Origin of the sequence: Vibrio injensis (assembly GCF_001895205.1) — a bacterium.
In the GTDB taxonomy this organism is placed as follows: domain Bacteria; phylum Pseudomonadota; class Gammaproteobacteria; order Enterobacterales; family Vibrionaceae; genus Vibrio; species Vibrio injensis.
This window is the reverse complement of the sequence record NZ_BDJF01000027.1, coordinates 232,038-244,811: the sequence shown is the minus strand read 5'-3', so window position 1 is coordinate 244,811 and position 12,774 is coordinate 232,038. Positions and strand designations below refer to the sequence as shown.

The following is a 12,774-nucleotide window of genomic DNA, read 5'->3' as shown; positions in this document are numbered from 1 at the left end:
TTATTGTGTAACCGTCGAAGATCGCGTTTTTAAAAAATTGACAAAGAAATGAATAGAGTTTGATAGAAGTGGATAAAAACTCGTTTACACTCCTTAGCCTCAAAGTGGAGGTGTAAACGTGTTGAAGCAACCAATTACTCAATCTAAATTTGGATTGATGCTATTTATAGCGCTCATGCTGCTATTAATCCCCATCAGTCTTGTCGGGACACAAGTCAACTTATTCGCTTTAGACGATGATCGTCTGACCCAATGGCTGGTCTTACTCACTCACTCTGCTGGTAAAGAAGGGTTTTTGCTGACTTTAGTGGTACTGATTGGCTGGACTTGGTATCGCGTGCCTGAGTGTCGACGCCAATGGCTAGATAAAGCGATGCAACTTGGAATGCTCTTAGTTCTGGCGATGATCCTAAAAACAGGCATCAAACACGTGACTCAAAGCCCTCGTCCTTACACTGAAGTGATGACTCAATCACTCACTCTGCCTTCTCCGCAACATTTTTATCGATTAGATAGTCAGCAGCAAGCGTTAGCGATGGAGCAAATGAACGGTAAAGTATCTTCCGCACGTTTAGCGGTGTGGGAACAAGAGCGAGATTACTCTTTCCCTTCAGGTCATACCGTTTTTGCTGCGCTCTGTTTGCTGTTTTTTGGCGGTATTTGGTTAGAGCAAAAACATCGATTAAGTGCTTTGCTATTATTAGCTTGGAGTGGCGCTATCGCTTTTTCTCGCTTATGGGTTGGTATGCATCGGCCGGAAGATTTATTTGCAGCGGTTTTGTTAATTGGTGCCTTGTATCTCTTCGTTCCGAAACGGTATCCTTGGGCTTGGCGCTATTTACCGTCTTTTTTACGTTATCAAAAACAATAAAAAATGGGCTTTACGCCCATTTTTTTGAGTATGAAGGCCTACAATGCACCGGCCACGACACCAATTAAACCGCCAAAGACCCCGCCCCATACAACGAGCCAGCCTAAATGTTGCTTAATCATTTTCTGGACGATCTCTTTAACCATTTGTGGTGTTAACTCATGTAAACGCTGTTCGATAATCTGCTCAATATTGGTTTTGATTTCATCCAGCATCGCCGGAGACTCAAGCTGGGCTTTTAAGGCGTTTTTCACGGAGTCGCTTTGACTGATGTCGATCATGGACGCTTGCATCTTTTCAACAAAAGGAGCTCTAAGCGGTTGCAGTGCCTCGGCACCACCAAACATAGCCAGCATTCCACCAAAGGAAGATTGCTGGATGACCTCAACCAAGGAATCAAACGCTGGATTAAAGTCAACCTGAGCAATTACCGGTTCAAGATTGATGGATTGTGAACTGCTCATTTCTTGATTGAGAAAACGCTCAATATTCGCATCAGTAAAAAACTGCTCCATCATCAGGCTTTTAATCGCGTTCTTAAAATCATCGAATCGCGCAGGGATAACCCCTGAACCATAAAGAAAAGGCACTTTTTCAAATAGCATATGGATGGCTAGCCAGTTGGTTACTGCACCAGAAAAAGCGAATAATCCTGCACTAAACATCACAGGATAAGAGAAGTAATAACCACCGATTAATACCAGTAAGGCAATAAGGTTGGTCATAATGCTTTTGTTGTTCATGATAACGTTACACCAAAATGAAATGTCCCAAAGGGACGAAAGGAACAGAAAAAATTAGTTAATATTGTTGAGTTGGCGTCCTATGAATGTTGGTTGCATGGGAGGCAGCCAACATTGATAACTATGATGATAGGAAGTACTTACTTTTTATCGTTCAATGATGCCAAATCATCTTCTTCACTGCCAATAAAGCCGCCAGTCTGATGTGCCCAGAGCTGTGCATAGATGCCATTTTGTTCAATCAACGCTTGATGAGTGCCTTGTTCAACAATGTGTCCTTTATCTAATACAATCAAGCGATCCATGGCGGCAATAGTTGATAGCCGATGGGCAATCGCTATCACGGTTTTATTTTGCATTAGCTCATTGAGGCTTTCTTGAATGGCGGCTTCGACTTCTGAATCGAGCGCCGAGGTGGCTTCATCCAATACCAACAGTGGCGCATCTTTGAGCAGTACACGTGATATGGCAATCCGCTGACGCTGGCCACCTGAGAGCTTAACGCCGCGTTCGCCAACTTGTGCATCATAACCGATGTTACCAAATGGGTCGGTTAAGGTTTCAATAAACTCATGAGAATGCGCCTGACGCGTGGCCCTTAACATCGCCTCTTCGGAAGCATTAGGGTTGCTGTACAAGATATTTTCACGAATCGAACGATGGAGCAAAGAAGTATCTTGCGTCACCATACCAATGGCAGCGCGCAATGAGTCTTGGGTAACTTCAGCAATATTTTGACCGTCGATTTTGATAGCGCCACCTTCTACATCGTGAAAGCGTAGCAAGAGATTAACCAAAGTTGATTTCCCAGCTCCGGAGCGACCGACGAGGCCAACTTTTTCTCCAGGTTTGATGGTCAGGTTGAGGTGGTTAATCACCCCTTTATTTTCACCATAATGAAAACTGACGTTTTCGAACTCGATTTTTCCTTCCCGTACCTGCAAAGTTTGGGCATTAGGACTATCTTCTATCGCAATTGGTTTGGATAGCATTTTCATGCCATCGACAACGGTACCCATGTTTTCAAATAGAGCACCGACCTCCCACATTATCCATTTTGACATGCCGTTGATACGCAGCGCTAAACTAATGGCAATCGCAATCGCTCCAACGGTGATCGCACTGCCCATCCATAAATAGATAGACATAGCAGCAATCGTAAAGACCAAAACATAATTGGCGATTTCGACGCAAATATTAAAGCCAGTGACTAAGCGCATTTGGCGGTGCACCGTATCGAGAAACCCTTCCATGCCTTGTTCGGCATAATCGGTTTCACGTCGGCTATGAGAAAACAGTTTGACGGTCATGATATTGGTATAACTGTCAACAATTCGTCCGGTCATTAGCGACCGAGCATCGGCTTGCTCAGTAGAGATTTTTTTTAATTTCGGCACGTAGTGCACTTGAATCGCGATATAAGCGGCAAGCCAGAGCAACATCGGCAGCATGAGTCGCCAATCGGCTTGAGCTAAAATAAACAGCATGGCTGAGAAATAAACAATCACGTAGACAAAAACATCCAGTGTCTTCATGACCGTTTCGCGTACCGCTAAAGCGCTTTGCATCACTTTTGTGGCAATGCGTCCGGAAAATTCATCCTGATAGAAAGATAGGCTTTGTTTGAGTAAATAACGATGCGCGAGCCAGCGAATCGACATCGGATAATTACCCAACATGGTCTGATGAATTAATAGTGAATACACCGAAACGAGCAGCGGCATCCCCACTAAAAGGAGTAATCCTAGACCGATCAGTGTATTGCGATTATCACTGAGAAACGTCTCTGGCTGGCTGGTGGATAGCCAGTCGACCAAGTGTCCCATAAAACCAAATAGAGAGACTTCAATGACCGCGATCAAGGTGCTTAATAGCGCCATAGTGATCAACGGTTTTTCAAAACCTTTGGTGTAGTGTAAGCAAAAGGCCCATAAGGTATTGGGTGGCCGTTGTGGCTCTTGTTTGGGGAAAGCATCGGTCAAACTTTCAAATCGTTTATACATGCAAAAACCTTAATCTACGCTCTATAGTTTGAGAGAAATAGCGTTTCTAATAAATAGGGGACATCAATGAGGAAGCGCTGTTATAACAGAAGTGGTGTGGGAGATCAAAATCGCTATTATCGACAGCAAGTAGGTGGCCAAATCGATGAACACCTACTTGTTTTACGCTATTTAGGTGATTTTTTCCGTGGATGGCTGTGTAAAATTGCCATCGACATGGGTAGGAGAACAACTTCATCTTTTACCGAGTCTTGATGTACGGTACGCATATTCGTATCACAGATAACGCACCATTCTTGATCCGTTTCTCCTGGCAGTGTAAAGCGAGTATTAGCGTTGGTTTGATTAATCAAATAAGCGAGCTCTTGGCCATGATCACCAATGCCAATATGCAGTATCACGGAGTTGCGCTGATTCCAGTCATCTTGCTCCATTAATGTACCATCATTGCGTCGCCAAAAAACGCGGTTTGAATTGCGTGTTTCACCACTGAAGGCTCGAATAAACGGCACCATATAACGCTGACGAGCAGCAACCATCTCACCTAACCATTGTCTGAAATACTCTTTACGTTCCGTCAATTGCCAGTTTAGCCAACTGATCTCGTTATCTTGACAATAGGCATTATTATTACCTTGTTGAGTATGTGAGACGACATCCGCAGTAAGAATATGGGGGATCCCAAACGCAAACAATAAACTGGCCATAAAATTACGTTTTTGTCGCTCACGAATGGTACGAATGACCATATTATCGGTATCGCCTTCGAAGCCATAGTTATCCGAGCGATTATCACCATGACCATCACGATTCTGTTCGCCATTGGCTTCATTGTGCTTATGTTTGTAAGAAACGAGATCTTGTAGGGTAAAGCCGTCATGATAGGTGATGTAGTTGACGGTTAATTTATAGGGCCACTGTGAGGCGCTGTATAAATCGCGTGACCCCATGATTCGTGTGGCAAACTCTTTTAAAAATCCTTGATCGCCACGCCAAAAACTTCGTGAAATATCTCGTAATTTATCGTTGGTTTCATTCCAGCCAAAAGGAAAATTACCGACTTGATAACCATTTGGACCAATATCCCATGGCTCGGCAATCAATTTCACCTGTTGTAAAACAGGGTCTTGAGCCACGGCTTTAAAGAAGGCCGCTTCACGACTAAAATTATCGCCATCACGCCCCAAAGTGGCGGCTAAATCGAAACGAAAACCATCAATCTGATACTCATTGACCCAATAGCGCAAAGTATCCATAACGAGATTTAAGGTGGGTTGATAAGTGAGGTTAAGCGTATTGCCGCATCCGGTGAAATTAGCGTACATTGAGCCATGCTTAAGATAGTAATTGGGATCGAGGGCTTTCAAATTAAAAACGGCACCACCTTCTCCCCCCTCAGCGGTATGGTTATAGACGACATCTAAGATCACTTCGATGCCTTGCTTATGCAGTTCGCGGATCACGGTTTTCAACTCTTGTACCGCATCACTTTTAGCGTAACGTGGGTCGGGCACCATAAATAAATATGGGTTATAGCCCCAGTAATTGACTTTGCCCATTTCAAGTAGATGAGGCTCATGCATACAGGCGGCGATAGGCAGTAGTTGTAATGTATTGATATTTTGCTGCCGATAAAAGGTCAGCATGGGTTCACTGATTAACCCTAAGTAGGTACCGCGTTGCGATTGAGGGACATTAGGATTGAGTTTAGTCAGCCCTTTAACATGGGTTTCAAAAATAACCATCTCATCACGTGGCCGTTTAGGCCGTTGCACACCTTGCCAGTCAAATTGATCGTCGACCACGACACATTTGGGCAAATCAAAACTACCGCTTGGTGTTAACGGCGGCTGATAGGTCAGTGGGCCATCTAAAGCTTGAGCATAAGGATCGGACAGATAAAATAGCTCCCCTTCGACCTGAGTAATAAAACCGTAACGTTGTCCCGCTTTAATGCCTTCCACATAGGTATGTTGAATACCCGCATATTCTTGATCCAAAGGGTGAGTTTGGTAACTGCCGTCGACATGAAAAAGCGCTAACACCATATCTTTGTTAGCGGGGGCGAAGACAGCAAAATTGCATCCATCGTTATCGAGTGTCGCGCCGAGTGGGTACGGCTGAGAGAGCATGGCTTTCATGGTAAGTTACCGTTGTTATTCTATTTTCAGTCACTGACTCATTAAGTAAAAGGCTTTGTCAGCATAAGGTCAAGCGCCTAGTCACAAATATTATTATGTAATTTTATTTCATCTTTGCGGTTAACTTATTGTGAAACAGTGATCACTAATACATTTTGTATGAATTAATGGTCTTGCTTGGTACTGCTCTCCCCCCTAATTTCGTGATCAATCTATTAAAAATACCATACGGTAAAATATCTCATCCTCTCTCATCCCCCCTAAATATAGTTAGGGTGGAGGACGTCACCCTTATGTACTTTTAGTAACCTGCTCAACAGCTGAAACAACGGGGGATTCATCCCGTCTCACCTCTACTTTTCGTTATTCATTTCTGCCTTTATGAGTCACGTCATGGTTGAGGATAAAAATAAAGTCATAAAAGAAAACCCTAAATGGAGTTAACAATGAAAAAAGTAAGTGTAATTGCTGCCGCAGTGGCTGCTTCTTTAGCAGCAGGTTCTGCTTTTGCTGTCGATTTTAATGGTTACATGCGTGCTGGTGTTGGCGTTAGTGCTGATGGCGGTCAACAGGTTACGTTTGAAAAAAATAAAATCGGTCGTCTTGGTAATGAAGGTGATATTTACGGCGAGGTTCAATTAGGCAAAGAAGTTTATAACAATAATGGTAAGACGTTCTACGTTGATTCTATGTTTGCGATGACTTCTAACGGTTCAAATGATTGGGAAGGAACGGGTACTAACTGTGGGCTAACCCAAGCTGGAACAGAAGTAAAATGTGCGGATGATGCACAATTTGCCTTACGTCAATTTAATGTACGAGCTCAAGGTGTATTAGATTTTGCTCCTGAAGCGACATTATGGGCTGGTAAACGTTATTACCAACGCCACGACATTCATATCTCAGATTTTTATTACTGGAACATTTCTGGTGCAGGTGCTGGTATTGAGGGGATTGAAGCTGGCCCTGGTAAACTTTCATTAGCTTGGGTTCGTAATGACCGAAATGATGACGGTGCCACTCCTGACGTTGGTAATACTGGCGGCGCGGTAAATGTTAATACATTAGATGCTCGTTATGCAGGAATTCCTGTTTGGGAAAATGGCTCTTTAGAGATAGGTGTTAACTACGCTATCGTTCACGATACTGATGCTGCATCACAAGCGGCTAAAGATGCTAAAAATGGCGTAATGTTAACGGCTGAGTTAACCCAAGGTCTTGCGAATGGTTTTAATAAAACAGTATTGCAATACGGTACGGAAGGTTATTCAAAAGCCTTTGCCTTCTACGGTGATGGTAGCTGGTATGGCGCTGAAGCGAAAAGTGGCGCTAGCGGTTATCGTTTAATTAACTGGGGTGTAGTTGGTCTCGGAGATAGCTGGGAATTAGGTCATCAACTAGTGTATGGAGTTGGTGAGGAAATGTGGGATGGTCAAGATAAATGGAAAGCGATGTCTGCGGTCATTCGTCCAGTTTATAAGTGGGATGAAAATCACAAGACTATTTTTGAAGCTGGTTATGCTGTAGATGATAATGATGGCAATAAAGATAAATATGGTAAGCTGACGGTTGCTCAAGCATGGTCTGCTGGTTCAAGTTTCTGGGCTCGTCCTGAAATTCGTCTTTATGCTTCATATTTAAACAGTGATAAAGCTGATAACAGCAACACCTTTGATAATGGTAAGTCAGATGACTCATTCCAATTTGGTGTTCAGGTCGAAGCTTGGTGGTAATGAGAAATAAAAACTAGGTTACTGTCCTAATCAACACAGCCAGAGCTTCTCTGGCTGTGTTCTTTTCCTTCTAAATAGACAGATAGAGGTTACAAATGATAAGGAATTGGTTAACGCCATTATTGCTTGGAGTATTAGTAACAGGTTGTTCTTCTGTTCCAATGTTAGATTTACAGCAACATCAAGGTGCTGATAGTTTTATCACTCATCGCGATAGTTTATTTTGGAATCCAATCGAGATTCCAACTCAGGTTGAATTTTTATTCGATAATACTAGTCAAATATTATTAGACGGTACCAGTGTTGGTCCTGTTGCGGGGTTTGTTGTTCCAGGGAATCGAGGTAGTTTGGATATTTCGCTATCGAGTTTTGTATCTAATGACTTGCAAGTATATGCACCTACGATAGTTGTATTTGATAGTCAAGATAATGAGCTTTATAAGAAAAGCTTCCATGATTTTAAATATTATCCAGCTAAATTACTCGACAACGATAAATTTGTCACAACATTCAACATCATACCTGAGACAACAGGAAAAGAACTAAAAATCCTTATTTATACAACTGTTATCGATTTAGCAGGCAAAACACAAGTACTTCACCCAGCAAAAGCTCACGCTTTGGCTAGACACACTCAGCCACCAGATATTGCAGATCCTTATGCTAAACATTCATTATTTGGTCACTTACGTCTGAATATTACTGCAAATGATCTCGTCTCGAAGCACCTTGTAAAGCAATCGGACAATCGTCCTCAAGGTCAGGATCTTGCAACGTATTATCACACCGCTATCCAACAAGCGGTTGCTGCAAATGATATTCCTAAAGCACTTGGTTTACTCGATGAAGCCAAAGCCTTGGGTATCGATAGCGCACAAGCGGTATTTGTTAAAGCGGTTAATAGCAGAACTAACCAGTGAGTATTTAAGATTACTTTGGGTAATGCTGAGATTGATTTCTAAGCCATGAACATGCCGCATTGAAAAATGCGGCATGTTCTTATTTAATCATCGGATGTGTTATTCTGCCTTGGTTTAATGGTCAATACCAACGTGTCGCTTTCTTCATGTCCTAATCGTTATCGTAAGGAAGAACAAGCAGTTTGATGACTATTAAGGTACTTTATACACCAGCATCATTATTTTTCACGCTATGATTAGTCAAAACACGGATTAAGAACTTTATTACATGAACACCATTGGAATTGCTATTGGCGCTACCGGTCTTTCACTCATCCTGATTTTTATCTGGATGATTTCACTATCAATTCGTAAAAAACGCCTAGAAGCAGAGAAGAAAGCGCGTGAAGAAGCGTATCGTAAAACGCTAGAACGAATGCGTGAGCAGGAGAAAAAAGATCGGCTTTTTAAAGCGGAGTCTGGTCATGTACCGACGATGCTGTTCCTTGCTAAAGAAGCGGAACGAAATAACCTCAAAGAAGCGCTTTTTTGGTATGAACGCGCGGCTAATTTCGACAATATTAATGGTATGTATGGCGTAGTGCGGGTCTGTGGGAAAATTCGTGAAGATGTGTTAATTAAAGAAAAAACCAAATTTTGGCAGCAATTTATTCGAGCGGTTGAAGGTGATTTGGCCGCAAAACTCGCTACTGGAGAGGCGTTGATTTATGGCCGAGGAACGGAAGTTAACGTTGCCAAAGGCGTTGAGCTCATTCAAGAGGCGGCAGAAAGCCAACACATTGACGCGATGCTGTTTATGGGGGACTGGTGTGTATCGAAAGATAATTTGTCGCCATCACCACAAGATTCGTTTTATTGGTATTCAAGAGCGGCAGAGATCAATAGCTTAGAAGCCATGATCAAGCTCGGTCTTAATTATCTCGATGGTGTGGGTGTGGTACGAGATCATGCCAAAGGTTGTTATTGGTTAGAACGGGCCGCAGAGAAAGGTCATCCTGAGGCCATGTATCTTGCTGGTAAAGCATGGATAGAGCAGGGAGCGAATGGTAATGAAGTCGCTTATATATGGCTATTTTTGTCGGCGGCCTTTGGTCATAAGCCAGCGATTTCTTTACGCGATCAGGTGGGGACTAAGATTGGCGTCGACTCGGTTGTTGAGTTGCAATTTCTTGCCAAGCCACTGCAAAGGAAAATCGCCACTTATGCCGTCAGTAATCACGGTATTATTCGTGCACTGAATAAGTTTTATAAGCGCTCGGTACCTATCCCTAAAAAAGGTGAAGATATTGATCAAGAGGCGCGAGTGGAAGAGTCTAAAAATGAAGGTGGTTCTCAAGTAAATGTATTAACTGATCAACTTGAAACAGAATCAGCACCAGCACCATTGGACTTTTCACACAGCCCAATCGATAAATCGCCGATGGATAAACCGAAAGTCCCTTAATCTCGATAACCTATAAACAGAGGGCTAGCGAGCGAATGCGATAAATTGGTTATTTTTGTTCGATAACGGTTCATTCAGTAAAAACGCCTCTTAATGGAAGAGGCGTTTTTGTTTTGTAGCCAATCTTTCTAAGGAGGTTAAGCTTGGTTTTGTTTCGCCTGACAAACGGCAGCAGTAAACACCACATCGGTTGAGCTGTTCAGTGCTGTTTCAGCAGAGTCTTGAATCACGCCAATAATAAAGCCAACAGCGACCACCTGCATTGCCACATCATTCGAAATACCAAATAAACTACAAGCAAGTGGTATCAAAAGTAGTGACCCCCCCGCTACACCAGAAGCACCACAGGCTGAAATTGCTGCGACAACACTCAGTAATAATGCGGTGAAAATATCTATTTCAATGCCCATGGTATGAACGGCTGCTAGCGTTAATACGGTAATCGTAATTGCCGCACCACCCATGTTAATGGTGGCACCAAGGGGGATCGAAACAGAATAAGTATCTTCATCAAGCTTTAATTTCTCACACAGTGCCATATTCACAGGAATATTTGCTGCGCTTGAACGGGTGAAAAAGGCGGTTACTCCACTTTCACGTAAACACTGGAAGATTAATGGGTAAGGGTTACTTTTTGTTTTTGCATAAACGATGGCAGGGTTGACAATTAATGCAATAAAGAGCATTGCGCCTAGCAAGACAGCCAGCAGTTGAGCATAGCCGATGAGTGCATCAAACCCGGTTGAGGCAAAGGTGGATGCAACAAGACCAAAAATACCAAATGGAGCTAAGCGGATAATAAAGCGAACAATTTGCGATACACCATGGCTAAGATCTTCAAATACGGATTTCGTGGTTGCAGAAGCATGATGCAGTGCTAAGCCAAGGCCAACCGCCCACGCAAGAATACCAATGTAGTTGGCAGACATCAGCGCGTTGACTGGGTTATCGACTAACTTGTACAAAAGCGTTTGGATGACTTCGCTAATGCCCTGAGGTGGTGTTGCTCCTTCAGCTCCAGCAACCAGTGTCAATGTGGTTGGGAACATAAAGCTTAATAAAACCGCCGTTAATGCAGCCGCAAAGGTACCGAAAAGGTAAAGCACCACAATCGGGCGCATATAAGTGTGTTTGTTTTTCTTTTGGTTAGCAATTGAAGCGGCAACCAAGATAAAAACTAAAATCGGTGCTACGGCTTTAAGTGCGCCGACGAATAGATTACCAATCAAGCTCGCACTTTCTGCTCTTTCTGGTGAAATAATAGCTAGTGCAATACCTAGCACAATCCCAGCTAAAATTTGTAATACCAGATTTCCACGAGCAAAACGGGCAAGGAGAGAGTTGCTTTGCATAATTATCCCTGTGTTTAAATGTAATTATTAGAGTATCGAACCTTGAAACGGAATCCATGGATGTCTCTTATCGGTGTTTAACGATGGATAAGAGGCTTAAACGAACCTATAGGGCTGTCATCATCCGTTTCAAGGCATTGTTAGCTGCAGCGACTTTTGTTCGAAAAATCAATCCGTGCTATTTACTTCAGTGATGATTCAATGAAGGTAGCCAATGATAATCACCCGATATCTGCTGTCTAGGTTTAATTACTCACAATCATGAAAAATATCAATGTAAAATGAAAGTAATTGCATTGGCTTTATGTTGTCGGCTTGTGTCGAATTTGTTTTTGGTGTGTTGCGTAGAGTTTGGATTTTCGAGCGTACTTCAATCACTTTTTTCTTGCTGAGCAATTTTTTCGAGTCCTAGGACTACGATCACCGCACTTAACATGCATAGTATGGCGATGCCTAATTGTGCTGGTTGAGTGGTGAGTTGCTCGTAATCCCAAGGCAATAGGTTGTGCTGTAATACCGGAACTTCTTGGCCACTGGAATTGGTTCGCCACGTCACCGTTTCTTTCCACGGCCAAATTTTAGGTAGTGTCCCCATCATCAAACCCGTTAAAAAAGTCAGAGTGACATCTCGATAACGTTTGAGTAGCCATGATAAAAGATGGGAAAAGCTGGTGATGCCTAGGATACAGCCAAACATAAATAAACTCAGCATATCAATTTGTAACGTCTTGACGGCATTGAGGATCGGGGTATACATGCCGAGTAATAGAAGAATAAAGCTGCCTGAAATGCCAGGTAAAATCATTGCACAAATCGCAATGCTGCCTGCTAGCACGACATTGAATGTTGTCACATCGAGTTGAATAGGGTTAATCATGGTGATGGTATAAGCGAAGACACCACCGACGACCAAAGCCAGTAAACGAGAAACCTGTCGTTTTTCTATTTGCTGCAGCATATGCCACACCGAGACCATAATTAATCCGAAAAAAAACGACCATGTTGGAATAGGATGGCTGCTTAAGAGCCAAGAAATGAATTTCGCTAAGGTAAGTATGCTGGTGAAAATGCCACTGAATAAAACCAATAAAAATCCGCCATTGATATGCCGAAAAGTCGCGATAAAGCCATGTTGTCGCCAATGTTGAATCAAGTGAGGGTTAATGCGTCGAATACTTTCTAGTAACGTATCATAAATACCAGTGATAAAAGCGATGGTGCCACCAGAAACACCAGGAACAACATCCGCTGCTCCCATAGCGATCCCTTTTAAAAATGTGCTGAGATAATTCATTATACTGACCTGAAGGTGGTGGAGATTGAGCGGCAGAGAAGTATAGTTAAATTCGTTTGCCCATCCTACTATTGTTATTGTTAACGGCGATGTATCACGGACCGGTAATGCTTTCATCGCTATCGTGTTTGAGTGTGATCTAAACCTTGTTTTTCTGAGTTTAATGATGCTTTTTTGCAATTAACCGAATGAAAATATTAGTAAATATAACGCCAGTCACTGATTGCAACTTTAAATATAATTAAACCTAGTGCATAATTTGTTGCGGCCCTT

The 12,774-nt window shown here is 42.6% G+C and carries 9 protein-coding genes; 4 read left to right on the top strand and 5 right to left on the bottom strand.

What is annotated here, in order from left to right:
• Window positions 1–118 precede the first annotated feature (118 nt).
• The gene (locus BSR11_RS13215) at window positions 119–871 is read left to right on the top strand and encodes a phosphatase PAP2 family protein (RefSeq protein ID WP_083545001.1); all 753 of its coding nucleotides are present in this window, start codon (window positions 119–121) and stop codon (window positions 869–871) included.
• Between the two features lie 38 nt (window positions 872–909).
• Here BSR11_RS13215 and BSR11_RS13210 read toward each other — a convergent pair whose 3' ends face one another.
• The 3 genes from BSR11_RS13210 to glgX all read right to left on the bottom strand — a co-directional run bounded on the left by BSR11_RS13210 (window position 910) and on the right by glgX (window position 5,758).
• Window positions 910–1,614: a DUF445 domain-containing protein gene (locus tag BSR11_RS13210; RefSeq protein ID WP_072670810.1), complete on the bottom strand. Its 705-nt coding sequence runs from the start codon at window positions 1,612–1,614 to the stop codon at window positions 910–912.
• A 140-nt stretch (window positions 1,615–1,754) separates the two neighbouring features.
• The gene (locus BSR11_RS13205; RefSeq protein WP_072670809.1) at window positions 1,755–3,617 is read right to left on the bottom strand and encodes an ABC transporter ATP-binding protein; all 1,863 of its coding nucleotides are present in this window, start codon (window positions 3,615–3,617) and stop codon (window positions 1,755–1,757) included.
• A 167-nt stretch (window positions 3,618–3,784) separates the two neighbouring features.
• Window positions 3,785–5,758 (bottom strand): glycogen debranching protein GlgX, encoded by a 1,974-nt coding sequence (gene glgX, locus BSR11_RS13200; protein WP_072670808.1) that lies wholly within the window; start codon window positions 5,756–5,758, stop codon window positions 3,785–3,787.
• A 446-nt stretch (window positions 5,759–6,204) separates the two neighbouring features.
• On the opposite strand from glgX, the gene BSR11_RS13195 reads away from it, so the two are divergent.
• The 3 genes from BSR11_RS13195 (at window position 6,205) to BSR11_RS13185 (ending at window position 9,855) form a co-directional block, all read left to right on the top strand.
• A complete protein-coding gene (locus tag BSR11_RS13195) occupies window positions 6,205–7,491 on the top strand; it encodes a maltoporin (RefSeq protein WP_072670807.1) in 1,287 nt (428 codons plus the stop codon).
• Between the two features lie 98 nt (window positions 7,492–7,589).
• Window positions 7,590–8,411 (top strand): MalM family protein, encoded by an 822-nt coding sequence (locus BSR11_RS13190; RefSeq protein WP_072671207.1) that lies wholly within the window; start codon window positions 7,590–7,592, stop codon window positions 8,409–8,411.
• A 268-nt stretch (window positions 8,412–8,679) separates the two neighbouring features.
• The gene (locus BSR11_RS13185) at window positions 8,680–9,855 is read left to right on the top strand and encodes a tetratricopeptide repeat protein (RefSeq protein ID WP_072670806.1); all 1,176 of its coding nucleotides are present in this window, start codon (window positions 8,680–8,682) and stop codon (window positions 9,853–9,855) included.
• A 137-nt stretch (window positions 9,856–9,992) separates the two neighbouring features.
• On the opposite strand, the gene sstT is transcribed toward BSR11_RS13185, so the two are convergent.
• Together sstT and BSR11_RS13175 are read right to left on the bottom strand one after the other, a co-directional pair.
• Window positions 9,993–11,207: a serine/threonine transporter SstT gene (gene sstT / locus BSR11_RS13180; RefSeq protein WP_072670805.1), complete on the bottom strand. Its 1,215-nt coding sequence runs from the start codon at window positions 11,205–11,207 to the stop codon at window positions 9,993–9,995.
• A 370-nt stretch (window positions 11,208–11,577) separates the two neighbouring features.
• Window positions 11,578–12,501, bottom strand: a complete 924-nt coding sequence (locus tag BSR11_RS13175; RefSeq protein WP_072670804.1) for a polyprenyl-phosphate transporter — start codon at window positions 12,499–12,501, stop codon at window positions 11,578–11,580.
• Window positions 12,502–12,774: the final 273 nt, after the last annotated feature.